Annotated in this window: 20 protein-coding genes and 1 pseudogene; 9 read left to right on the top strand and 12 right to left on the bottom strand. The window is 69.2% G+C overall.

Annotation, left to right across the window (positions count from 1 at the left end; genetic code table 11):
- The first annotated feature begins 21 nt into the window (after positions 1-21).
- From AC16DP_RS48600 to AC16DP_RS48590, 3 genes are all read left to right on the top strand, one after another.
- Entirely contained in the window at positions 22-1,527 is a 1,506-nt protein-coding gene (locus tag AC16DP_RS48600; RefSeq protein WP_329728909.1) for an RCC1 domain-containing protein, read from the top strand.
- 193 nt (positions 1,528-1,720) lie between these two features.
- The gene (locus AC16DP_RS48595; RefSeq protein WP_329728908.1) at positions 1,721-2,470 is read left to right on the top strand and encodes a zinc metalloprotease; all 750 of its coding nucleotides are present in this window, start codon (positions 1,721-1,723) and stop codon (positions 2,468-2,470) included.
- 14 nt (positions 2,471-2,484) lie between these two features.
- Complete coding sequence (locus AC16DP_RS48590; RefSeq protein WP_329728907.1) at positions 2,485-3,156, top strand: hypothetical protein; 672 nt, start codon at positions 2,485-2,487, stop codon at positions 3,154-3,156.
- Positions 3,157-3,298: 142 nt separating this feature from the next.
- Here the strand turns inward: AC16DP_RS48590 and AC16DP_RS48585 are convergent, their stop codons facing one another.
- Positions 3,299-4,384 carry an SDR family NAD(P)-dependent oxidoreductase gene (locus AC16DP_RS48585; protein ID WP_329728906.1) on the bottom strand — a complete coding sequence of 362 codons (1,086 nt, stop codon included), beginning with the start codon at positions 4,382-4,384 and terminating at the stop codon, positions 3,299-3,301.
- On the opposite strand from AC16DP_RS48585, the pseudogene AC16DP_RS48580 reads away from it, so the two are divergent.
- Positions 4,377-4,532, top strand: a pseudogene (locus AC16DP_RS48580) (TetR/AcrR family transcriptional regulator); the annotation flags it as partial. The gene AC16DP_RS48585 and the pseudogene AC16DP_RS48580 sit on opposite strands and share 8 nt — an antisense overlap.
- A 79-nt stretch (positions 4,533-4,611) precedes the next feature.
- On the opposite strand, the gene AC16DP_RS48575 reads toward AC16DP_RS48580, so the two are convergent.
- Positions 4,612-5,277, bottom strand: coding sequence for an arylesterase (locus AC16DP_RS48575; RefSeq protein WP_329728905.1), 666 nt, complete (start codon positions 5,275-5,277; stop codon positions 4,612-4,614).
- Positions 5,278-5,368: 91 nt separating this feature from the next.
- Between AC16DP_RS48575 and AC16DP_RS48570 the strand changes: the two genes are divergently transcribed.
- On the top strand, positions 5,369-6,082 hold the full coding sequence (locus tag AC16DP_RS48570; RefSeq protein ID WP_329728904.1) for an ABC transporter ATP-binding protein: 714 nt from the start codon (positions 5,369-5,371) through the stop codon (positions 6,080-6,082).
- Positions 6,079-8,607, top strand: a complete 2,529-nt coding sequence (locus AC16DP_RS48565) for an ABC transporter permease (RefSeq protein ID WP_483957101.1) — start codon at positions 6,079-6,081, stop codon at positions 8,605-8,607. Before AC16DP_RS48570 ends, AC16DP_RS48565 begins: the two co-directional genes overlap by 4 nt.
- Before the next feature lie 51 nt (positions 8,608-8,658).
- On the opposite strand, the gene AC16DP_RS48560 is transcribed toward AC16DP_RS48565, so the two are convergent.
- Both AC16DP_RS48560 and sitA5 read right to left on the bottom strand, forming a co-directional pair.
- Complete coding sequence (locus AC16DP_RS48560) at positions 8,659-9,117, bottom strand: SitI3 family protein (RefSeq protein ID WP_329728902.1); 459 nt, start codon at positions 9,115-9,117, stop codon at positions 8,659-8,661.
- Positions 9,107-10,741 (bottom strand): SitA5 family polymorphic toxin, encoded by a 1,635-nt coding sequence (sitA5, locus tag AC16DP_RS48555; protein ID WP_483957100.1) that lies wholly within the window; start codon positions 10,739-10,741, stop codon positions 9,107-9,109. The genes AC16DP_RS48560 and sitA5 overlap by 11 nt, the downstream gene beginning before the upstream one ends.
- On the opposite strand from sitA5, the gene AC16DP_RS48550 reads away from it, so the two are divergent.
- Complete coding sequence (locus AC16DP_RS48550) at positions 10,679-12,295, top strand: carboxylesterase/lipase family protein (protein WP_329728900.1); 1,617 nt, start codon at positions 10,679-10,681, stop codon at positions 12,293-12,295. The genes sitA5 and AC16DP_RS48550 overlap by 63 nt on opposite strands.
- A 158-nt stretch (positions 12,296-12,453) precedes the next feature.
- On the opposite strand, the gene AC16DP_RS48545 is transcribed toward AC16DP_RS48550, so the two are convergent.
- The 6 genes from AC16DP_RS48545 to AC16DP_RS48520 form a co-directional block, all read right to left on the bottom strand.
- Complete coding sequence (locus AC16DP_RS48545) at positions 12,454-13,185, bottom strand: SMI1/KNR4 family protein (RefSeq protein WP_329728899.1); 732 nt, start codon at positions 13,183-13,185, stop codon at positions 12,454-12,456.
- A gap of 3 nt (positions 13,186-13,188) precedes the next feature.
- Positions 13,189-14,520 (bottom strand): DUF4150 domain-containing protein, encoded by a 1,332-nt coding sequence (locus tag AC16DP_RS48540; RefSeq protein WP_329728898.1) that lies wholly within the window; start codon positions 14,518-14,520, stop codon positions 13,189-13,191.
- A 7-nt stretch (positions 14,521-14,527) separates the two neighbouring features.
- Positions 14,528-15,568 carry a 3-oxoacyl-ACP synthase gene (locus AC16DP_RS48535; protein ID WP_329728897.1) on the bottom strand — a complete coding sequence of 347 codons (1,041 nt, stop codon included), beginning with the start codon at positions 15,566-15,568 and terminating at the stop codon, positions 14,528-14,530.
- A complete protein-coding gene (locus tag AC16DP_RS48530; RefSeq protein WP_329728896.1) occupies positions 15,565-16,587 on the bottom strand; it encodes a DUF2169 family type VI secretion system accessory protein in 1,023 nt (340 codons plus the stop codon). The genes AC16DP_RS48535 and AC16DP_RS48530 overlap by 4 nt, the downstream gene beginning before the upstream one ends.
- A 22-nt stretch (positions 16,588-16,609) precedes the next feature.
- Entirely contained in the window at positions 16,610-16,774 is a 165-nt protein-coding gene (locus AC16DP_RS48525; RefSeq protein ID WP_329728895.1) for a hypothetical protein, read from the bottom strand.
- A 99-nt stretch (positions 16,775-16,873) separates the two neighbouring features.
- Positions 16,874-17,899: a TIGR02270 family protein gene (locus AC16DP_RS48520; RefSeq protein ID WP_329728894.1), complete on the bottom strand. Its 1,026-nt coding sequence runs from the start codon at positions 17,897-17,899 to the stop codon at positions 16,874-16,876.
- 162 nt (positions 17,900-18,061) lie between these two features.
- On the opposite strand from AC16DP_RS48520, the gene AC16DP_RS48515 reads away from it, so the two are divergent.
- Positions 18,062-18,607 carry a hypothetical protein gene (locus tag AC16DP_RS48515; protein ID WP_329728893.1) on the top strand — a complete coding sequence of 182 codons (546 nt, stop codon included), beginning with the start codon at positions 18,062-18,064 and terminating at the stop codon, positions 18,605-18,607.
- Positions 18,608-18,623: 16 nt separating this feature from the next.
- Here AC16DP_RS48515 and AC16DP_RS48510 read toward each other — a convergent pair whose 3' ends face one another.
- Together AC16DP_RS48510 and AC16DP_RS48505 are read right to left on the bottom strand one after the other, a co-directional pair.
- Complete coding sequence (locus AC16DP_RS48510) at positions 18,624-19,559, bottom strand: tetratricopeptide repeat protein (protein ID WP_329728892.1); 936 nt, start codon at positions 19,557-19,559, stop codon at positions 18,624-18,626.
- 227 nt (positions 19,560-19,786) lie between these two features.
- Positions 19,787-20,560: a TetR/AcrR family transcriptional regulator gene (locus AC16DP_RS48505; protein WP_329728891.1), complete on the bottom strand. Its 774-nt coding sequence runs from the start codon at positions 20,558-20,560 to the stop codon at positions 19,787-19,789.
- A 238-nt stretch (positions 20,561-20,798) separates the two neighbouring features.
- Between AC16DP_RS48505 and AC16DP_RS48500 the strand changes: the two genes are divergently transcribed.
- The gene (locus tag AC16DP_RS48500; RefSeq protein ID WP_329728890.1) at positions 20,799-22,295 is read left to right on the top strand and encodes a tannase/feruloyl esterase family alpha/beta hydrolase; all 1,497 of its coding nucleotides are present in this window, start codon (positions 20,799-20,801) and stop codon (positions 22,293-22,295) included.

Raw genomic sequence — 22,295 nt, 5'->3', positions numbered from 1 at the left:
CCTGAAGTGGAGGAATCCTCGATGAAGCGAGACCTGAGCCGTGCGCCCTTCCTGGCCCTGTTGTGCGGGCTGCTGCTGGTGGCCTGTGATGGCGCCCCCGAGGCCGCGCCGGCTCCGCTGGAGGAGCCTTCAGGCACCCTGGAAGCGCAGCTGTGCTCCGGCCTGAACGTCACCAGCCTCGGCTTGCAGGGCATCAGCACGTATCAGGGCGAGATGGCGGGCAGCGGCAACTGGGCGGTCTCCAGCGGCGCCAACTCGGTGCGACTGGAGTACTACGTGGATGGTGCCCTCTTCAGCGCCGAGGAGCGCACCGGCACCTCGGGCAACTGGTACTTCAGCCAGTCGGGGCTCTCCTGCACCACGCGCACCTTCGAGGTCAGGGCCTGGCCGATGGTGGTGGACAGCAATGGCAACCGCACCCTCTGCTCCGCCAACCTCAGCACGCTGTCCCGGGTCGTCGTCCCCACCTGCACCACCGTCGCCGCGGGCCTCTACCACACGGCGCTGCTGAAGGAAGATGGCACGGTGCGGATCTGGGGCAACAACATGTATGGCCAGCTCGGAGATGGGACGAAAACCCATCGCACCACGCCGTTGCAGGTGTCCGGCCTCGGCAATGTCGCGGCCATCAGCGCCGGCTACTACCACACGGTGGCGTTGAAGAAGGACGGCACCCTCTGGGCCTGGGGCAACAACCTCTTCGGCCAGCTCGGGGATGGGACGACCACCGACCGCCTGACTCCCATCCAGGTGCCAGGCCTCAGCAACATCATCGCCATCGCGACCTATGCCTATCACACGGTGGTGTTGAAGAAGGACGGCACCGTCTGGTCCTGGGGTTACAACGTCCACGGCCAGCTCGGGCATGGGACGGCCACTCCCACCTACCGCCCGACCCCCGGGCAGGTGCCGGGCCTCACCAACGTCATCGCCTTGTCCACTGGAATCTATCACACCGCGGCGCTGAAGCGGGACGGCACCGTCTGGATCTGGGGCGACAACACCAACGGCCAGATCGGGGATGGGACGACCACCAGGCGCCTGACACCCGTGCAGGTGCCGGGCATCACCAACGTCGCCGCCCTGTCCACCGGCGAGGCGCACACCGTGGTGGCGAAGAAGGATGGCACCGTCTGGGCCTGGGGCTACAACTACTACGGCCAGGTCGGGAACGGGACGACCACCGACCGCCTGACGCCCGTGCAGGTGCCGGGCCTCACCAACGTCACCGCCCTCGGGGCGGGCATCGGTCACACGGTGGCGCTGAAGCAGGATGGCAGCGTCTGGATCTGGGGCGACAACGCCTACGGCCAGCTCGCGGATGGGACGACCACCGATCGCCTGACGCCCGTGCAGGTGCCGGGCCTCGCCGACGTCACCCTCCTGGACGGCGGCGGTTATCACGTCGCGACGCTCAGGCCGGACGGCACTGTCTGGGTCTGGGGCCACAACACCTACGGCCAGGTGGGGGACGGGACGACCACCCACCGCTTCTCGCCGGTGCGGACGGTGGGTCTCAGCCCCTGACGAGAGACACCCGGCACGTCGTGGAGCCAGGGGGGCGAGTGCGGCGCCTCACCCAGTCAGGTGAAGGTGCCCCGCCCCGTAGCGCTTCGGCGTCTTGTGCTCCAAACGACACAAATCGTGAAGCCCAAACCACCCGGCAATTCACGATTTATGAGAAGATGCGGATCCGCCTCGATGTACCAGGAGCCGCCTCATGTCTCTACCCCCCCCAGCGGAAGTTCCCCCCCGCTCTCGAAGGACGCCCGGCTGGATTGGCCTGGGCTGGGTGGCCGTGCTGTCCGTGGTGGCGTGGCACCACATCCCCAGGGCCCACGCCAATCACACCCACACGGGTGGAACCCAGCTGCACATCGCCACCATTCACGGCAACAACGGGACGAGCACCAGCCCGGGAGACCAGGACGAGCAGTACTGCGTCCAGTCGCGCACCGCGAGCATCGACGGCACGCGGATGGCCAACTTCATCGAGGAGACGCTCGCCAAGCTGAGCACCCTCTGGGACGGCACCGCCAACTGGCGCGTGGACCTGTGGCGCGCCTCCAGGTTCTGCTTCGACTACGACTCGGCCACGCGCGCCACCATCGAGTACGAGTACCACATCAAGGACGACTGGACCGAGGTGCCGCTCTGCGGCACCTATTACAGCTGCGTGGTGTTCGATAACGCCGTCTATGACGGGTACCACACCCACTACAAGTGGGGGTATTCCTATCTCCAGACGGAGCACGTCAACGGCTACGACACCCGCGCGCGCAAGTTCATCAACCACGAGACGGGCCACATCCTCGGCCTCAAGGACCCGGACTACTACGGGCACTGCTTGAACAGCGTCATGCACAATGACTTGTACTCGAGCATGGGGTGCACCGACCCGGTCTGGTACCCGACGGCCAATGACAAGAACTCGGTCACGCGCATCGCGGACCGCGCCAACACGTGGTGAGAGGAATGCAAGCCATGAAGATGTTCGCACGGCGGGAAGTGGCCCACGTGGTGGCCATGGTGGGCATGCTGTTCCTCGGCGTCCGGTGCGCGGGAATGGAGGAGGTGGAGTCCGAGCACCCCCACCTGATGCTCGACAATGCGTTGCTGGTGGGCGAGCGCACCGGCCTGCAGGTCTGCGTGGAGCTGGCGCCGGCCCTGAAGGAGCGGAGCGGCGAGCTGCTGGGCGCCTTGAAGTCGGACCTGGCGCTGCTGAGGGAGCGCCACCCGCTCTGGGAGAAGTCGGGCTTCGGCCAGGCACCGGTGCGCGTGCAGCTCGGGTGCCCCGGCGCGGCGATGCCCTCGGCGCGGCTGGAGAGCAAGGGGGCGCTGCTGGGCCCCGGACTGAGCGAGCGCCCGAGCCCCTTCCGCACCTTCGTCTACGTGCTGGATGACGCCCGGGCCCAGGAGGTGCTCGGCAAGGAGCAGGCGATCCGCGCCCGGGCCGAGCTGCTGAAGGTGGAGGACCACGTCCTGGCCGAGGTGTCCACGGCGCTCGTCGTTCGCGCCTCGGACCTCGGGAGGGCCTCCTTCCAGGAGACGTGGCTGCCCACGGGCGTGGGCCTGCCGCCCCTGCGTGAGCCCGCCGCCGCCCCCGCCGCGGACTTCATGCCGAAGGTCTCCGGCGGGACGGGCATGGGCCCGTAGGCACCCGGAAGGGTGGCAGACGCCGCGAAGGCCCTGACACCCTTCCCCGCCCCGTCAGTTCAGCTGCGCCGCGGTGCTCGTACCAGACGTCGAGGAACAGCTTGGACGCGCGGCCCCGCTGGTACGCCGCCTTCAGCCGCCGCTATTGCGACAGCAAACCCCGCATCTGCAGCTTCACGGCCGCCTTGGAGGCACCGTAGATGGTCTGCCCCGGCACGGGCAGGAAGCCGCCCATGCTGGAGATGTTCGTGATGTGCGCCTCCGGGCGCGCGAGCAGGTGCGGCAGGAACGACTTCGTCATGTAGAGCGTTCCGAACAGGTTGACGTTCATCACCCGGTCGATCGCCGCGTAGTCCAGGTCCTTCAACTTGACGAAGGGTTGAATCACCCCCGCGTTGTTGATGATGCCGTCCACCGCCCCGAAGCGGGAGATGACCCGCTCCGGGAGCGCCTCCACCTGGGCCCGGTCCGCGACGTTCACCGTGTAGGTGGCCAGGTTGGCGCCGTTCATCCCCGCCAGCTTGACGGTCTCCTCGAGCGCAGCCGCGTTGATGTCCACGGCGGCGACGCTCGCGCCCCTCGACAGCAGCGCGAGGACGAGCTCCCGGCCCAGGCCACTTCCACCGCCCGTCACGACGACGATCTTCTTCTGGAGCTTCATGGCCGTGCCTTCCCTGTCACGGGCGCGGACTCGGGGACGAACCGGTAGAGGGCGCTCTCCATGTCGGACGACAGGTAGAGGGTCCCCGACTGGCCCACGGCCACCCCCGTGGGGATGTACCCGGGCGGGAAGCCCCCGCTCTCGGGGCTTGTCCGCCAGCCGGGTCATGCCGCCCGTGGGGCCACCGCCGGTATAGGAATAGTCCCACCGGCTCGTGTGGAAGCCGTGGCCCTGGAAGGTCTCGATGCCCGGGATGCCGGGCAGCTTCGCCTTGTGCATGATGCCACCGGCGATGATCACGAACCGCGCCGCGAGCTTGTCATCCCGGGTGGTCGTGACGTTCCAGCGCCGGGTGTTCTCGTCCCAGTCCATCTTCGCGATCTGCGTCTGGAACAGCGCCGCCTTGTAGAGGTCGAACTGGCGGCCGATGCGCTGGCAGTGGGCGAAGATCTCCGGCGCCTTGGCGTACTTCTCCTCCTTTCGACCCGGCGGCCGCGGCGCATGTACACGTCCGTGTACATCCTGGACACAACCCGATTGTTGTCCCAAGTAAACGGCCGTGTACATCCCCGGCTCCTCGGAGCCCAAGAGGCCGGCGCGCCAGCGAGATGCCGAGCGGACGCGTGCCGCGATCCTCGGCGCCGCACGAACGCTGTTCTCCACGCGGGGCTTCGCGCAGACCGGGGTGCGCGAGGTGGCGGAATTGGCCGGGGTGAACTCGGCGCTCGTCGGCCGCGACCCGCCGCTGGCTGGAGGACGCCACCCAGGCGATCGTCGACGAAGGCAAGGCCTGACTACTTCAACAGCGGCGCCAGCGCGGGCCAGACATGGTCGCGCAGCTTGGGCTGCACGGCGGCGATGGGGTGGATGTTGTCGGCCTGGAAGGAGGCGCGCTCCATGGCGATGGGCTCCAGCAGGAACGGGAGCAGGGACACCTTGTGCGCCTCGGCCACGGTCCGGTAGTTGGCCGCGAAGCCCTCCGTGTAGGCCTTCCCCAGGTTGGGCGGCATGCGCATGCCCACCAGCAACACCCGGGCCCCCGCGGCCTTGGCCGCGCCCACCATCTTCTCCAGGTGGGCCCGCGTCTGCTTGAGCGGCAGGCCCCGCAGCCCGTCGTTGCCGCCCAGGGCGATGACCACCACCGCCGGCCGGTTGCGCGCGAGCTCTCCCTCGATTCGCGCCGCGCCCCCCGCGGTGGTCTCACCGCTGACGCTGGCGTTCACCACCCGCCAGCCAGGCGCCTCCTTGGCCATCCGCTCGGCCGTCAGCGCCACCCAGCCCTCCTCCGGCGCGAGCCCGTAGGCGGCGGACAGCGAGTCCCCCATCACCAGCACCGTCCGCGCGGGCGCGGCCGCCCCGGCCGGCGGCCCCCACATGGCCAGCCCCACGGCCAGTGTCACCACCAGGAAACCGAGCACACCGGCATTCCGGGTGCGCTCCCTCATGTATCCTTGGCTCATCCGCTGCAACTCCTCCGGGCCGCCGTTACAAGCCTGCTCCGCGAGCAGACCCTCGCCTGACGAAGAACCCAATATGCCCCACGACCTCGCGATGCACACCAAAGTCCAGCCCGGCCCCCAGCGGGTGGCCCTCCAGGTGACGGAACTGGGCAAACGCGTGCCCCTGCCCTCCGGCGCGCTCACCATCCTCGACGGGGTGGGCTTCTCCATCTCCCATGGCGACACCGTGGCCATCGTCGGCGCCTCCGGCTCGGGGAAGAGCACGCTGCTGTCGCTGATGGCCGGGCTGGACACGCCCAGCTCCGGGAGCGTGCTGCTGGACGGCGAGCCGCTGTCCGCCCTGGACGAGGACGGCCGTGCGCGCGTGCGCGGCGAGAAGGTGGGCTTCGTCTTCCAGAGCTTCCAGCTGCTGCCCTCGCTGACGGCGCTGGAGAACGTGATGCTGCCGCTCGAGCTGCGCGGAGACGCGGACGTGGAGACGCCCGCCCGCGCCATCCTCGGCAAGGTGGGGCTGGGCGAGCGCCTGGGCCACTACCCGCGCCAGCTGTCCGGCGGAGAGCAGCAGCGCGTCGCCCTGGCGCGCGCCTTCGTCACCCGGCCCGCGGTGCTCTTCGCCGACGAGCCCACCGGCAACCTCGACACCCGCACCGGCCAGGCCATCGTCGAGCTGCTCTTCTCCCTCAACGCGGAGGCCGGCACCACCCTGGTACTCGTCACCCATGACGAGCACCTCGCGGCCCGCTGCGGACGGCGGCTGCGGCTCGACAGCGGACGCCTCGTCAACGAGGAGCGGCAGGCGTCATGAGACTGCTCCAGATGGCCTGGCGCCAGCTGCGCCGTGACTTCGCCGCCGGAGAGCTCCGCATCCTCCTCTCCGCCCTGGTGCTCGCCGTGCTGGCCGTGACGGCCATCGGCTTCGTCACCGACCGCGCCGAGCGCGCCCTCGCCCTCGAGGCCAACCGGCTGCTCGGCGGTGACGCGGTGGTGCTCGGCGACACGCCCCTGGACGGGGTGGTGCGCGAGGCCGCGAAGGCGCCCGGGCTGCGAAGCACCGAGACGCAAGAGATGCCCAGCATGATTCGCGTCGGCGACGCGGACGATGAGCGGCTCAAGCTCGGCGAGCTCCGGGCGCTCGGCGAGGGCTTTCCCCTGCGCGGCCGCTTCCGCGTCGTGGACGCGGTGGACGGCGCCGAGCACGACGCCGCGGGCGTTCCCGAGCGGGGCAGCGTGTGGCTGAGCCGCGCGGGCGCGGACGCGCTGGACGCGAAGCTGGGGGACATGATTGGCATGGGCGAGTCGCAGCTGCGGCTCTCCGCGCTGGTGGTGCAGGAGCCGGACGCCTCCATCGACTACTTCAACATCGCGCCCCGGGTGTTCCTCAACCTCGCGGACCTGCCCGCGACGGGGCTGGTGCAGGAGGGCAGCCGGCTCCGCTACCGCCTGGTGGTGGCCGGAGAGCCGGACGCGGTGGAGCGCTTCATCCGCACCGCGCGCGAGGGGCTCTCACGGGGCCAGCGGCTGGAGACGGTGAAGGACGCGCGTCCGGAGATGCGCTCCGCGCTCGACCGGGCCGGCCGCTTCCTGAGCCTGGCGGCGTTGGTGTCGGTGGTGCTGGCGGCGGTGGCCGTGGCCATGGCGGCGCGCCGGCACAGCGAGCGGCACCTGTCGAGCACCGCGGTGATGCGGTGTCTGGGCGCGAGCCAGCGCACGCTGGTGGCCACCCACGGGGGCGAGCTGCTGCTGGCCGGGCTCATCGCGAGCACGGTGGGCGTCGTGCTCGCCTTCCTGTCGCAGTGGCTGGTGGGCCGGTGGCTCTCCGGGGCGCTGAAGCTGGACATCCCGGCGGCCGGCTGGGTGCCCGCGGTGCAGGGGTATGGGGTGGGCCTGGTGGTGCTGCTGACCTTCGGTGCGCCCCCCATCCTCGCGCTGCGCCGGGTGCCCGCGCTGCGCGTGTTGCGCAGGGACCTCGACCGCACCGAGCCGAGCTCCTGGCTGGTGGGGCTCGCGGGCGTGGCGGGGCTGGCCGCGCTGCTGTGGTGGAAGGCGGGCTCGGCGGGGCTGGCGTCCGCGATGCTGCTCGGCATCGTCGCCACGCTGGGCGTGCTGGCCGCGCTGGCGTGGGGGCTCATCTCCGTCGTGCGGCGGCTGCGCTCGCGGCTGCGCGGGAGCCTGCGCTACGGGCTGGCCAATGTGAGCCGGCGCGCGGCCACCAGCGTCGCGCAGGTGTCGGCGCTGGGCCTGGGGCTGATGGCGCTGCTGCTGCTCACCTTCGTGCGCACCGACCTGCTGGACCGCTGGCAGGTGGCGCTCGCCAAGGAGGCCCCCAACCGCTTCATCGTCAACGTGCAGGAGGATCAGCAGGAGCCGGTGCGTGCCTTCATGGCCGAGCAGGGGCTGCCCGCGCCGGACCTCTTCCCCATGGTGCGTGGCCGTCTGGTGGAGCACAACGGCGAGCCGGTGAAGGCCCCGCCCGCCGAGGCCACCGCCAACACCGAGGAGGAACGTCAGGGACGGCGGCGGAGGGAGCGCGAGTACAACCTCTCCAGCGCCGCCACGCTTCGCGACGACAACCGCATCACCGCGGGCACGTTCTGGGGACCGCAGCGCCCGGAGAAGCCGGAGCTCTCCGTGGAGGAGGGCTTCGCCAAATCCATGGGTTGGAAGCTCGGGGACCGCGTGGCTTTCGACATCGCGGGCCAGCGGCTCGAGGGGACCGTCACCAGCCTGCGCAAGGTGGAGTGGGAGAGCTTCCGGCCGAACTTCATCGTGCTGGTGTCGCCGGGCGCGCTCGCGGGCTATGCGGCCAGCTACATCACGGCGATGCACGTGCCTCCCGAGCGCACGCGCTTCACCGCGGAGCTGGTGGCCCGCTTCCCCAACCTCTCGGTGGTGGATGTCGACGCGCTGCTCGAGCAGGTGCGCGGCACCGCGGACCAGGTCTCCACCGTGGTGGAGGTGGTGTTCTACTTCTCGCTGCTCGCGGGCCTGCTGGTGCTGATGGCCGCGGTGAGCGCCAGTCAGGACGAGCGCCTGCTGGAAGGGGGCGTGATGCGGGTGCTGGGTGGAAGCCGCCGGCAGTTGCGGCTCGCGCAGGCCTCGGAGTTCGCGGCCATCGGCCTGCTGTCGGGCCTCACCGCGGCGATCGCAGCATCACTCCTGGCCGGAGTCATCGCCACGCAGGTGTTCAATCTGCCCTGGCAGGCGGACTGGCGGATGGTGGGCGTGGGTGGCGGGCTGGGAGTCCTGGCGGCGGTGAGCGCGGGGATGTTCGCCACCCGGCGGGTACTGGACGCGCCCCCCTCGGTGACGCTGCGGGAGTTGCAGGGCTGAGTGAAGCCGTCTTTGGTGGCCCATCCAGAGGCGCCCTGCTCTTCTCGCGGCTTAAAGCATGGGTGACGACAGGGGGCGCCAGTCGAAAGGGCGGGGGAGTCTGCTCCTCAACCAGCCCTCGTCACGCCAATAGCCCGACTCCGCATTGAAGACGAGCTGCCCACCCAGGCGCTGGAACTCGATGCGCTCTCCATTGAAGAGGAGGACCGCGTCTTGTGCCTCGTCCAGCAGGAGCAGGGATGCGTCCAGCAAGACATCCCTGAACCGGTCCCAGTCCGCATCGGCCAGGCGGCGGAACCCAACCCTTAGCGTTGGGGTAAAATGGAATGCATCCTTGATGATTTTTTGTGTGAGCGTGCGCGATTCCGATGGCGAGATCTGTGCTGAGGCATCGAACAAGAACGTTCTGTCTTGACTCCAAGTCAAGCCAGAAATCTGGCTTGCCAGTTCCTCCAACGCTTGTCGTGGTTTTGTTTGGGTCGACAAGTGGAGATCATACTCAATCGCCATTGGGAGCTCTCATTCGTGATGGGTTCTCCAAGAGCGCTTTCCTGAGGGCATCGAGCGTCACCTGGCTGTCATCGAGATTGAGGACGATGCGAGCCGCTTGATCGTCGTTCACTTTCGATGCGACGGTGTCCAGGATGTTGAGGGGCTTATCGGTTCTTGGAGCGTAGCAGTCCGCGTACTCCCCATTGAGCTTGTAGTCTGGCTCCTTGCCGTTGCTCCTGCGGGGTGGGTTCTGTTCCACATCGTAACCGTGCTCGGCGAGGGTACGGGCGGACTCGTTCTCGCGGATGCGCCCTCGTGTCGTTTCTGGATCATCATTGAGGCGGGGTTGCTTGGGCGTTCCGGTGAGACGGCCCTTATAGGGCGGAGCCCCTCCGCCAGATCCCGTGGCCATGGAGGCCACCGCCGTGGGCGCCAGCGCCACCGTCAATTGCTTGACGCCCAGCGCCACGCTCCTCACCTGCCCCGCTGCCTCCAGCATCACCCCCGTGCGTGCCGGGGAGGCCAGCGCCGCTCGCGCGAAGCCGGGCAACCCCGGCCCTTTGCTCACGAACCCCTCCTTGCCCCCCAGTGCCGCCGTCGCCAGCAGCAATAGCACGCGCATGCCGTTGTCCCCCAGCACCCGGCCGAAACGGTGGCCCGCCTTCTTCAAATCCTCGGTGGTGGTGGCCCGCCTCGAGTCCTCCAGCAACTGCCAGCCCGCCCCGACCATGGCCCACACCGGCCCCAGGCCCAGGTACGCCACCAGGTACACCGTGAGCACCGCCGCCAGTCCCTTCGTCACTGGCTCGGGCATCATCAACGTGAGCAGGTACGTGCTCATCGCCGTGTAGACCATGACCTTGAAGGCCAGCGGGTCCAGGTACTCGCTGAGGGGTACCGCCGCCCCCTCCCACACCGTGTCCATGGCAAGGGAGAGCGCCAGCATCATGCGGCCCAGCGTCTCCGGCGGTGGCGCGTTCGTCGGCAGCACCAGGCACCCGTCCGGCGATTCCGAAGGCGAACAAGGGCTCAATTGCATCCGTAGGGCCGGGTCTCGCGAGCCTTCACCCCAGGACGCAAGTCGTATCCAGTCTTCCCGGCGGGGGGACTCCACGGTCAGGGGCAGGCGCAGGACGAGCTCCGTCAAAGCCAAGACGAGATCCTCCTGACGGATTTCCACGGGAGCGGGTTCGTCGGCTGGTGACGCGAGGACGATGGGCGAGCCCTCGCCCGTATCCAAGTGAACCATGGGCCCACTCACGCAGCTCGCGAGCCAGGGAACCACCAGCAGCCATCCAAGTCCACGCCATGTGCCGGGCACTTGCTCCTCCTTACGCCCATCTGGGTAGTCAGCATGGAGCAGGATTCTATGGGTAGACCCGGCATCCAACCCCAAACATTCCTCTTGGGTCCCCCCAAGGCGAGCCGAGCCTCCTCGTTGGGAGTAGGCTCGGCTCAGAGCGGCGGGAAACCTCCATGGGAAGGCGGCCGGAATCGACCCGCCCCATGCGCATCGGGCATGGAAGTCATGCGGAGAACGTCCATGGGCAGCGACGGGCGGATGTGCTCCAGATAGCCCATGCGCTCGTCCTCCTGGCTCTTCCTCTCCAGTTGCCTGGTGTTGCTCACCCACTGCGCCCATTCGACCGGGCCCGCCCTGGCCAGGGGGCCCGCCCCCGTGGCCGAGACCGGCCGGGGACCCGTTCGGGGCCTCGCCTATGAGGATGGCGTCGCCGTCTTCCTCGGCATCCCCTTCGCCCGGCCCCCCACGGGCGAGCGCCGCTGGCGCGCCCCCGAGCCCGCCGAGCCCTGGAGCACCCCGCGCGATGCCTCGCGCTTCGGCGCCCGGTGCCCCCAGGTGGACATGCGCAACGGCAACAAGCCCGTCGAGGCCGCCAGCGAGGACTGCCTCACCCTCAACGTGTGGACGCCCGCGCTCCAGCCCCAGAAGCCCGCACCGGTGATGGTCTACATCCACGGCGGCGCCTTCACCCTCGGCTCGACCCAGGACGAGCTGTACGACGGCTCGGCACTGGCCCGCGCGGGCGTGGTGGTGGTGAGCATGAACTACCGGCTGGGCGCGCTCGGCTTCCTCGCCCACCCCGCGCTCGGCGATGGAGCGCCCGGAGGCTCCTCCGGCAACTACGGCCTCATGGACCAGCGGCTCGCGCTCGAGTGGGTGCGCGACAACATCTCCGCCTTCGGAGGAGACCCCACCCGCGTCACGCTCTTCGGCGAGTCCGCGGGCGCCATCTCCGCGTGCCTGCAGATGGTCTCGCCCGCCGCCCAGGGTCTCTTCCACCGCCTCATCGCCGAGAGCGGCACCTGCTACCTGGGCACCACGCCCCTGAAGGACCCGGGCACGCCCGGGCAGGAGGACAGCGCCGAGGAGCGCGGCGTGCGCTTCGCCCGCGAGGTGGGCTGCACGGAGGGAGACATCGCCGCGTGCCTGCGCACCCGGACGCCCGAGCAACTGCTCGCCGCCAGTGGGGCCGCGCTCGATTTGCTCAAACCCCGGGTGGGCTTCGGGCCGGTGGTGGATGGACACGTCATCCCCGCGGCGCCGCGCCAGCTCCTCGCGGAGGGCAGGTACGCGAAGGTGCCCTTGATGCTGGGGGCCAACCGGGACGAGGGCACCCTCTTCACCCTCCAGGCGAAGATCGACACGCCCGAGCAGTACGAGGCCGCGGTGAACGTGCGCTCGCCCGGCAAGGCCGAGCCCCTGCTGCGCGCCTATCCAGCGAAGGACTTCGCCTCGCCCAAGGCGGCCTTCAGCCGGCTGCTCGGTGACGCGATGTTCGTGTGCCCCACCCGGCGGCTCGCGCGCACGCTGGTGGAGCAGGGGCAGCCCGTGCATGCCTATTTCTTCACCTACGAGCCCCGGAAGCCCCTGGGCAGCGTCTTCGGTGGGATGCTGAAGCTGGGCGCGTACCACTCCGCCGAGCTGCCCTTCGTCTTCGGCCTGAGCCGGGGCCGCTTCGCCCTGGACTCCGACGCCGAGCGGGAGCTGTCCAGGAAGCTCATCGGCTACTGGACCCGCTTCGCCACCCAGGGAGACCCGAACGCCGAGGGCGCGGTGCAGTGGCCCGCGTATACCCGGGACGGGGAAGCGTACCTCGAGATCAACATGGAGCTCGGGCCAGGCTCGAACCTGAACGCCCAGCGCTGCGACGTGCTGGACTCGCTCGGGCCCTGAGCCTCCCTCGAGCAGGGATGAAGCCCGGGGGCCGGTGAGCGTCGGGTAGCGCACCGGAGCTCTCCGTGGAAGAGGGATTCGCCAAATCGATGGGCTGGAAGCGCGGAGACCGCGTGGCCTTCGACGAAGCGGTGAGGACGAGGCCGCCGGACCCTCGCTTAGAACGGAGACCTTCCCAGGTCCGTGTTGTCCTCGAGGAGCATCTGGAAACGCTTCAGCTCCTCGGGATGGCGCATGCCCACGCGAAGATTGAAATGGAGACTGTCCGGAGACCGGTACAGCCGTGCCGCCGCCCCCTCCCGCTCGAAGAGCATGCTGTATCGGGGATAGGGCAGTCGTACGAAACCCATCTGCTCGAGCAGTCGCGCGATGTCCTCGGCACCGGGCGCCGTGTGTCCCTCTCGGCGCAGATAACTCGCTTGATGAGGGAGGGTTGGCAGGTGGACGTGCTCCATGGCCCAGAGGAAGAGCAGCTCCCGTAAGCCGATGGCCTCCCGGTGCAACTTCGTCTTCCAGGCGTCTGCTCCGAAGGGCATTCGCACCACCTGACAGTCTCCTTCCTCGGAAGGGGACTCCAAATCGAGCCAGTAGTGATGGGGGGCCAGGGGATTGGGGTCTCCGAAGATGAAGAGAAACCGCCGCGGCGGCAGCTCTCCCTTCGGGGCGAGCCGGTAGAGCTCGGCGACATCACGCAGGGGATCGAAGGAGCGCACAGCGGCCAGGAGCGGCCCTCCACGCGTCCCCATGCACCGGGCGAAGTTCCGATAGACTTCCGGGAGCGGACGGCCAAAGACCTCCTCCAGCTCGTCCAGGAGCACGTCCGGGTAGCCCTCGATTCGACCGTCGTAGCCGGGAGCGTAGCGCTCGAGCAGTGCTAGCAGTTCGTCCATGGATCAGGCGCATTCCTTGCTGTTGTCACACAGCATCTCGGGGGTGAGGACCTGGCATTCCTTGCACGAGGGGACCGACGCTCCATGGCCGAACACATGCGTGACCGTGTGAGGCTCCGCGTCATCCTCGCCCCGGCGGCTGTATTCCACGGTCACGCTCGTGAGCTGCTTGGGGGCGAAATAGCGCTCCGACATCGCGCGCACCTTGTGTCCCGCGGCCCCGCCCTTCTGGAGGAGTTTGGGCGCGGAGCACTCCCATTTCTCGCGCCCGATATCCGCGAGTTTATTCGTCTGGTTTTCGCTTTTCTGGAAGCTCTCGACCAGCTCGAACGGTGTGGCGGCCACGGCTTCCCGGAAGCCAGGGGCGGCATCACCCGAGCAGGCCGCGAGCATCTTGGGATCCTGGGGACACTTGCAGATACACACCCCGATCATGTAGGGGCCGATGAAGGTCCTGGTGGTGTCGTCAAGCCGCAGCACGGGGCTCATGCCCTCGAGTTGCGCATTGAGACTGTTCATCTCCTGCTCTATCATGAGGACTTTCTGGCGCTCCTCCGTTCGCTGTTGCTTGATCTTCGCGTCCGCCGCCTTGATTTCAGCCTGGAGCGGGCCGAGCTCGGCGGTGATGGGCTTCTTGTCCGCGACGTCCTTCGATTTGAGCTGGGCGAGCAGCTCACCCACCCGCTCCTTCTTGGAGGTGAGGTGGGCCGCCGCCTCCTTGGCCCTCTCGATGGAATCGTTCTCCACCTCGTTGCGCTCCTTCCGGAGCTCGAGGTAGCGGTCGATGAGAGGCCGCTGCTCCGCGAAGCGTTTCATCAGCTCCACGAACACCATGTCCACGTGGCCCACGACTTCGGGCGTTTCGAGGACCCGGTGCGTGTCCACCGACTTGTTGCAGGCCGTGCACTGCGTGTCATCCCCGTAGGCCAGGCCGGTGCCGCCCATGGCCATGAAGGACGTGTTGAAGGTGTTGCCGTTGTGCAGCGTCGGGTCGAGGAAGCGCACCACGCCCTTGCCCTCGACCTTCACGTCCGTGCTGCCGCTGCCCCAGGTCATCTTCCCCTTGAATTTGGAGGAGATGAGGCCGCCGGCCGTCCCCGGTTCGTCTCCGGAGCTGGTGCTCAGCTCGGAGCTCGTCAGCGCCACCGGGTTGCCTTCGATCGTCGTCTTCTTGCTCCCCTTGGCGAGCATCGAGTCCTGGGCCGAGTTGACGAAGGGCGTGGGAACGGGCCCGGCCGGCGTGGGGACCTTGCAGACGTCTGGCGCGGCCGAGACATGCGTATTGCCGGCGCCCTTGTGCAGAACCGAGCGGCCATTGGCGAAGACCTTGCTCATGATTCCCTCAATCCTTCGGACTCATTTCCACGACGCAGGCGCCGACCCGGCCGCTGTCGGAACACCCGTATACCAATGTCCTGCGCGGCCCGCCTTCACGCCACCTCGCCCGGTGCAGGGCGATGCCCATCATGGCGGGAGCCGCGCCTGCTCCGGCATCCCCCAGCCCCTCCGCCGCCACTCCCACGTGGAGGGGCTCGGGCATCAGCGCGGCATTGCGCAGGTACGCCCGGGTGAACTCGGTGCCCCAGAATGACTCTCCCGGTTGGCAGGCCAGGACGCCATCCACCCGGCGTGCACCCGCCACCGCGTCACGCCGGAGGTGTTGGAATGCCTCCGTCAGTCCCTCCGCCAGGCTGGGCTCCCGCCGCGTGAAGGGCCGAGGCTCCACCGCGAGCGACGTGCCCAGCAGGGTTCCCATGGTCTCCAGCCCCAGCGTCCTGGATGCCCCTGGACGGGCCAGGGCGACGAAACCCGCCGCCTCCCCGGGAATCCTCCCGTCCGGATTCTGACGTCCCAGGTGCAGCCGCGCCGCCGCCAGTGCTTCCAGGGAAGCCTTGTCGCCCAGGGAGTCCACCGCCCCCACCAGCGCCAGCGCCCCGGTGCGCCCGGAGCGCAGGTCCGCCCGGGCCGTGCTCAGGGCCTCGAAGAAGGCGGCCCGGCCCGTCGCGTACACCTTCACGACATTCAGCCGTCCCCCGGCTTCCGCCATCAGCGCCGCCACCAGCGCCTGCTGCTCCACCGCCGCGGCCCCCGCTCCGGGCTCCGGCAGTCCGAGGTACAGGAGCACCGGCTCCCGGGGCTGCGCCGTCAGTACGGGCCGCACGCCCACGAGCGCCTGACGCGCGAGGGCCACCATGCGCTCCGTGCGCGACAGGGCCGTGTCGAGGAGTCCCAGCCGAGAGGCCCGGACGGGGTGTCCCAGGTCGTCCAGTACCTCCGTCTCCGCGAAGCGCACGAGTCCCGCGCGCAGCGACGCGAGCGTCATGTGCCGCGAAGTGCCAATCGGTGTGCACAGGCCGAGGCCCACCACCTGCTCTCCGCTCACGGCGCGTCCTCCCAGGGCTCCAGGAGCCGCACCGAGGTCACCTCATGCGTGGCCAGCTCCCGGTGCGTTGGAAACGTGGCCCGCCAGGTGAGCACCAGCCGGCGCTCCTCCGGCTCCAGCAGCACGGTGTCGAGCGTCATGCGCCGCTTCTCGCGTCGCCGGGCGAAGGTGCAGCGGGCGAGCAGCCTGAAGACAGGGAGGGCGAAGGCGATGGGCCCCTCGGGCGAAACACCCTCCAGCACCACCGGCTCCCCTCCTCGCAGGTGGGGCGAGGCCTGGAGCCCCCGTGACGCGGTCTGGAAGAAGCGCTCGTCGAAGTCCAGTGGCCAGAGCGGCGCCCGCTTCTCCACCCAGGCCGCGTCATAGGTCCCCGCCCACCCGAGGCGAGGCTGCCAGTGGCGCGCCACCGGGCCGAAGCCGCATGGCGGTGGTCTGTCCGTCCAACCGCGGATCGGCGCCTGGGGCTCCTCGAGGGAGGGCAGGGGCTTGTCGAGTGCCTCCTGCGCGCTCTCGTAGAGGCCCCGGCCCACGGGGTTGTGCGCCTCGTACCGCGAGGCGCAGGTGCCGCCGAAGCTGTACTCGTACTGGAGCGGCACGGACTCGAAGGGCAGTGGGTCCGAGGCGCTCAGCCCGACGAGGCTCCGGTACCAGACGCGCGTGCCGGAGACGAGCGCCCGCTTCTCCAGCGCCCCGACCCGTGCCGTCACCTGCGCCCGCGTCACCTTGCGGCCCCGGGGGGCCCAGGCCCGGCCGTGAAGCAGGACGTCGGTGGCGGGCCGCGTGTACGCGGAGGGCGCCTCGTAGCGGAGGCTCGACTTCTCCGGCTCCCCCCAATACGTGTCGGTTCGCGGCGGCGCGAGTTGCTCGTCACACAGCGCGAGCGGTGCTCCCGGGGAGCGCCCTGGCGGGGGCATGACGAAGCTGCCGGCGACGACGATGACGAGACACTCCTCGCCTTGCTTCGTCAGGGAGAGGAAGTCGGCGGCCGCGAAGGAGGTGAGGTTGTCGAGTACGGGCATGGTGCCTCGGTCCTTGTCGTCCTCAGCGCGAGGTGTGCGCGAAAGCAGGCCCTCTCAGGGAGAGGTGGGCGCCGCGGACCCTGGCGAGGCCCGCGCGCTGGCGGGGGATGAAGGCTCGGGTGGCGATGACATGCTGGCCCCGGGTGCGAATGGCCAGCTCTCGTGCCAGGACGTGCCGGCGCCGCATGGGACTGGTCTCCAGGGCGTCCACCAGCACGGGGCCACTGAAGGGCTGGCCCAGCAGGTAGCGCCTTCCCTTCTCGAAGCGGCCGCGGGCTCCGTCCCACTAGGCAGTGATGGCGGCCACTCGCGGCCAGGGCAGGTCGTCCTCGGGGGAGGGCATCAGGTTCGCGTCCAGGTCCTCCCGCAGCTCGGGAGGCGGAGGCGCCCCTTGCGGACGCTCTCCCGGAGGCAGGGCGTGGGGGCCGTCCAGCCGCAGCCCCGTCATCGCCGAGAAGGCCTCCCCGGCCAGCGGCGCGACCGAGGGGTCCGCGAGATGTTTCACGCAGGCTTCCATGGCCACCCACCGCCCGCTGAAGCCCAGGGCCCACAGGACCATCGGGCGCAGTTCGGCCGTCTCCAGCAGCTCCACCAGGAGCGAGATGTCTTCGTCGTCTCCGCCCAGGGCCATCAGCACCAGGGGCTCGGGGCCGAGCGCGGCGCGAGACCGCACCGCCTCTCGGCAGGCATCCCAGGCCAGCCTCACTCCGGATGTCAGGCCCACCTCCATGGCGGCTGCGCGAACGCCGGGGTGCGAGGCGTCCAGCAGGGCAGGCAACAACCTGCGTACCTCCTCCTCTGGCAGCGGCAGGGCGCCGCGCAGGGCCGCGAGCCGTACACGTGGCTCCTCATGGGCGATGAAGCGCGTGAGCAGCGCGGGGGAGGCCTCCTGGCGGAAGGCCAGCGTCTCCAACGCATGGGTCTGCAGGTCGCGGTCCTCCAGCTTCAGCAGTCCGGTCAATCGTGCGCTCAGCCCGGGAGTTTCGCTCAGCTCCAGTGCTCGACGGATGGCTGTGCGTGCCTCGGGCCCGGCCTTCTGGAACTGGAGCAGCACTTCGTCCACCTCCCCCCGGGCCAGCAGCGCATACGCCGCCGCGAAGAGGAGCGGTGCTTCCTCCGACTCGAAGGCGGGACGTAGCACCGCCTCGGCCGCGCTCTCGTCCTCCAGTCCCTCCAGATGGGCCCGCAGGCGCTCCTCCACCGCCGCCGTCTCCTCCAGCGTGAAGTCCGGCGCCACCAGGGTGCGCTCCCACTGCTCCCATTGGAAGGCGGCTTCGCTCAGCTGCTCTTCCAGGACGTCCAGCAGCACCATGGCATTCCTCGCGGTGCTCGCAGCATAGCACCCGGCCGCAGACATCTCTTTGGAACGTCGCGGACTACCGCGGGAGCCCTCGTGCCCACCGCCACGGAGCTGGATGGCCTGGGCAGCCCGAAATCGATGCCCGCCGTGACGCCTCCGCCCTGACGTGTCCAGATGCTAACGCGGCGGATGGACGAGACGCCGCCGCTGGACACGCTCGTGGTCGCGGGCGGAGATGTGGACGCACTGCTCAAGCAGGCGCGCAGCACCGCGGACCAGGTCACCACCGTGGTGGAGGGCGTGATGCGGGTGCTGGGTAGGAGCGGGGACATGAAGCGACCAGTCAGTGAGCGGGTCACCCTGGTGGAGGTGCTCGAGTTGACCGGACCCTTCGAGACATTCGCCGCCACCGTCCAGGCCGCGGCACGACGCCTGGAGGCCGAAGGGGTGAGCGGGCTCGCGCGCGTGCAGTTCTACGCCACGCCTGGCTCCTCCGAAGTCGGGGCGATCATCACGTTCGCCGCTCCCAGTCAGATCATGGACCACATCCGCATGATCTCGGACTGGCCGGAGTTCAAGGCGCTCCTCGGCGTCGTGAAGCCCGTGGATGTCCAGCTCTACGGGCGACTCGGCGAGGAGGCGCTCGCCTGGGTCCGGAAGATGAACGTGGTGAGCAAGACCTTCGAGCGCCACGTGGCCGGCTTCGTGCGCTCGCCGTGAGGTGACAGGGCAAGTGCTACCTGCCGGTCTCCGCGGCGTCCCGGTGGGCGTCGCAGGCAGGGCCGAACCCGAAGTCACACCCCTTCTTGAAGAGGGCCTTGGCGCGCTCCGGATTCTTCGCCACGCCATCGCCATGCTGGTAGGCGAGGCCAAGGTTGAGGCAGCCTCCCGCCAGCCCCGCATCACAGGCCTTCTCGAAGAGGCCGACGGCTCGCTTCATGTCCTCCTTCACACCGCTCCCGGACATGTAGGACGTGCCGAGGATGTTGCAGCCGTTCATGTCTCCCGCGTCACACGCCTGCGTGAGAAGCGTCGCGGCACGCTCCGGATTCTTCGCCACCCCGTTCCCCTCCGCGTAGGCGAGGCCGAGGCTGAAGCAGCCGGTGGCCGCGCCCCCGGTGCAGGCCTTCTCGTAGAAGGTGGCGGCGCGCGCCAGATCCCGCGGTACCCCATTGCCCCGCGCGTAGGTGAGGCCGACGTTGAAGCAGCCCTTCGCGCTCTTCGCGTTGCAGGTCTTCTCGAAGAGGGCGAGGGCCTGCTTCGAATCCTGCTTCACCCCCATACCTTGCGCGGAGGCGATGCCGAGGCCGTTGCACGCGTCCAGATGGCCCTTGTCACACGCCTTCTTGAAGAGGGAGGCCGAGCGTGCCGCGTCCTTGGCCACACCCAGCCCCTGCGCGGAGGCCACACCCAGCTTGTAGCAACCTTCCGGGTCGCCCTTCGTGCAGTTCTTCTCGTTGAGCCCCGCGATGCGGACCCGTTCCTCCTGGCCGATGGGCGCCTCCTGCTTCTTCGGCACCTCCTTCGGAGCCTCCTTCTTCGAAGCCTGTGCTTTCGCCGCCTCCGCCTTCGGCGCCTCGAGCGCGGAGCTGCGCGTCCCCAGCAGCATCACGGCCAGGGTGAGCCCGAGTGCCCAGGGGTGCCGGCGTGTCTCGATTCCAGAGCGAAGCATGGAGAAGCCCTTTCCGGGCATGATGGCCCGTCGCGAAACGTTCAGTCTCCCCATGATACGGGATTGAGACACCTCGCGGGCGGGGTCTCCCTCACTTGTCGACGCGCTCCTGGACCTCGAAGCGCCCGGCCTTCACGACGTGCCGATCGACCACGAGCTTGCCGGCGCGCAGCGTGCCGCGAACCTCCAGCGCAGGGTCGTCTGCCACTGACCCACGGGCGCGTGGCTCATCCCTCGCGGCGGAGCTGCTCGGCGAGGCCGTCGAGCAGCCGCAGCAGGCCGGTCTCGAAGAGCGTGTCGAGGGAGAGCTCGAAGCTCCCGCCGGCCAGCTCGCCAACGCGGGAGAGCATCGGGAAGTGTCCCGAGGCGATGACCCTCGCCATCTCCGCCTCCTGGGTCTGTATCCATTCATCGCTGGTGAGGCCCGTCTCGGCTTCCGCCTCGGCCTCCTCTTCCAACTCGAGGGCGATTCCCCGCACGAAGCCGACCAGCGTGAGGTGCACCTGGAGCATGGTGTCCAGCCCGAGCCCCAGGCCATCCAACGCACGCAGCACCCACTCGGTGTGGGCCATCCCGCTCGGAAGCAGCTGCGGCCGGGTGAGGGAGAGCACCCGCGCCAGCCACGGGTGACGGTGGTAGAGCGACCAGTGCAGCCGCATCACCCGCTCGAGCTGGGCCCTCCACCCCGGTGGAGGACTCCGGGGGAGCTCGCCTTCCGCGAACGCCGCATCCGCCATCAGCAGGACCAGCTCCTCCTTGCCGGGCACGTGGCGGTACAGCGACATGGTGGGCACCCCGAGCGCGGCGGCGACGCTGCGCATGGACAGCTCCGAGAGCCCCTCGGCATCGGCGATGCCGAGCGCGGCACGCACGATGCGCTCGCGCGACAGCTCCTGCTCGGAGGCGGGGTTCGCGCGCCGCCGGGCACTCCGCGGTGAGGGCGAGACCCGGTGCTCGGGAGCGGCCACCACGGTGCCCACGCGCGGGACGGCTCGAAGCACGCCCTGCTTACCGCACCGCCTTCGCCCGCTACGAGCAACAACTGCGCGGCTTCGTCGAGCGCAACCAGCGGCTCGCGACGGAGGATGCGACCGAGGGGCCACCGCCCAAGGAGGTGCTGGAGCGGGTGGCCAATGGCATCACACTCCAGGACTACACAGTGTCCGCGTGAATGGCTGGCGGCTCACGCGAGGAGTACGTACCCTCGCGCCCATGACCTCCCATCCCTCTGGTTGTCCCGTGCGTGACACGATTCCAGGGCGTGTTTCAGCGGCCGCGTTGCTGCTCGTGCTCGGGGGATGCTCCGACCCGACGCCCCGCTCCCGATGCGAGACCTTCCGGGGAAGAACCCTGCAGCAGGCGCGAATCACCGGGGCCGAGCTCGTCGCGGCGTCCAGCCCGTTGCCCGAATACTGCAAGGTCACCGGCACCCTTCCCCCCTCCCTCGACTTCGAGGTGCGTCTGCCCTCGGTGTGGAACGAGAAGACGGTCTACGCCGGAGGCGGCGGCTTCGACGGATTCATTCCCGACACCGGCGTCTATACGGTGAATGGCTATGCCACCATCGGCTCGAATGGCGGACACACGGGCGATGTCCTGGACGCCTCCTTCGCCCTGGATGCCCAGAAGCTCGACGACTTCGCGTCCCTCTCCATCCACCGCGTGCTTCCCATCGCGAAGGCGATCATCCAGGAGCGGTATGGCAAGGGCGCCGCGAAGACTTGGTTCGAGGGGTGCTCCAATGGAGGCCGTGAGGCGCTCATCGAAGCCCAGCGGTGGCCGGAGGACTTCGATGGCATCATTGCCCGGGCTCCCGCCTACAACTTCGTGGAGCTGCTGATTGCCTTCAACCGGAACACCCGGCAGCTCATGAAGCCTGGAGCCAGTCTCTCCGCCGGGAAGCTCCAGGTGCTGGGCAAGGCAGTGCTCGATGCCTGTGATGCGAAGGATGGCGTCGCCGACGGCATCATCTCCCATCCCTCGGCGTGTGCGTTCGATCCCTCGGTGCTCCGGTGCACCGGCGCCGAGCGGGAGGATTGTCTGACGGCCGAGCAGGAGGCCTCGGTCAGGACGATCTACTCCCCCACGGTCCTCGATGGCGCGACCATCAACGCGGGATGGCCCCCCGGAGGAGAGGCGGACCCGGAAGGCTGGGCCGGATGGCTCACCGGCAATGGCAACGCGACGCTCTCGGCGGGCGGCCTCTTCGGGAGCGGAATGATCAAGTACTTCATCACCCGGGACCCGAACTTCGACCCGCTCACCTTCGACCCCAACGCCTGGCTCCCGCGCATCAACGAGATGTCGGCCCTGGTGTCGGCCAACAACCCGGACCTGGGACGGTTCCAGGCGCGCGGCGGGAAGCTGATTCTCTGGCACGGTGGCACCGATGCGGCCATCAGCTTGAACGGGACGACCACGTACTATGAGAACGTGGTCCAGGCCGCGGGGGGCCAGGCCGCGGCGGACACGTTCGTCGAGTACTTCCCCGCCCCGGGCGTCAACCACTGCTTCGGCGGAGCCGGCGCCGACACGGTGGATCTGCTCACCGCCCTGGAGAACTGGGTGGAGAAGGGCGTCGCGCCCTCCCAGGCGAAGCTGGTGGCCACGAAGCTCAATCCCCAGACAGGGCAGAGCGTCCTCTCCCGGCCCCTGTGCAAGTACCCGCGCCATCCCCGGTACAAGGGCTCGGGAGACGTCAACTCGGCCGACAGCTTCACCTGCGTCGAGCCCTGA

The sequence above is a fragment of the Archangium sp. genome, from assembly GCF_057119385.1.
Note: the sequence above shows the minus strand (reverse complement) of the source record. Positions and strands in the feature narration are given on the sequence as shown.

Coding starts and splice junctions, on each gene's coding strand:
- AC16DP_RS48600 (WP_329728909.1), top strand. CDS start 22: ATGAAGCGAGACCTGAGCCGTGCGCCCTTCCTGGCCCTGTTGTGCGGG.
- AC16DP_RS48595 (WP_329728908.1), top strand. CDS start 1,721: ATGTCTCTACCCCCCCCAGCGGAAGTTCCCCCCCGCTCTCGAAGGACG.
- AC16DP_RS48590 (WP_329728907.1), top strand. CDS start 2,485: ATGAAGATGTTCGCACGGCGGGAAGTGGCCCACGTGGTGGCCATGGTG.
- AC16DP_RS48585 (WP_329728906.1), bottom strand. CDS start 4,384: ATGTACACGGCCGTTTACTTGGGACAACAATCGGGTTGTGTCCAGGAT.
- AC16DP_RS48575 (WP_329728905.1), bottom strand. CDS start 5,277: ATGAGCCAAGGATACATGAGGGAGCGCACCCGGAATGCCGGTGTGCTC.
- AC16DP_RS48570 (WP_329728904.1), top strand. CDS start 5,369: ATGCACACCAAAGTCCAGCCCGGCCCCCAGCGGGTGGCCCTCCAGGTG.
- AC16DP_RS48565 (WP_483957101.1), top strand. CDS start 6,079: ATGAGACTGCTCCAGATGGCCTGGCGCCAGCTGCGCCGTGACTTCGCC.
- AC16DP_RS48560 (WP_329728902.1), bottom strand. CDS start 9,117: ATGGCGATTGAGTATGATCTCCACTTGTCGACCCAAACAAAACCACGA.
- AC16DP_RS48550 (WP_329728900.1), top strand. CDS start 10,679: ATGCGCTCGTCCTCCTGGCTCTTCCTCTCCAGTTGCCTGGTGTTGCTC.
- sitA5 (WP_483957100.1), bottom strand. CDS start 10,741: ATGGGCGCAGTGGGTGAGCAACACCAGGCAACTGGAGAGGAAGAGCCA.
- AC16DP_RS48545 (WP_329728899.1), bottom strand. CDS start 13,185: ATGGACGAACTGCTAGCACTGCTCGAGCGCTACGCTCCCGGCTACGAC.
- AC16DP_RS48540 (WP_329728898.1), bottom strand. CDS start 14,520: ATGAGCAAGGTCTTCGCCAATGGCCGCTCGGTTCTGCACAAGGGCGCC.
- AC16DP_RS48530 (WP_329728896.1), bottom strand. CDS start 16,587: ATGCCCGTACTCGACAACCTCACCTCCTTCGCGGCCGCCGACTTCCTC.
- AC16DP_RS48525 (WP_329728895.1), bottom strand. CDS start 16,774: ATGCGGCGCCGGCACGTCCTGGCACGAGAGCTGGCCATTCGCACCCGG.
- AC16DP_RS48520 (WP_329728894.1), bottom strand. CDS start 17,899: ATGGTGCTGCTGGACGTCCTGGAAGAGCAGCTGAGCGAAGCCGCCTTC.
- AC16DP_RS48515 (WP_329728893.1), top strand. CDS start 18,062: ATGCTAACGCGGCGGATGGACGAGACGCCGCCGCTGGACACGCTCGTG.
- AC16DP_RS48510 (WP_329728892.1), bottom strand. CDS start 19,559: ATGCTTCGCTCTGGAATCGAGACACGCCGGCACCCCTGGGCACTCGGG.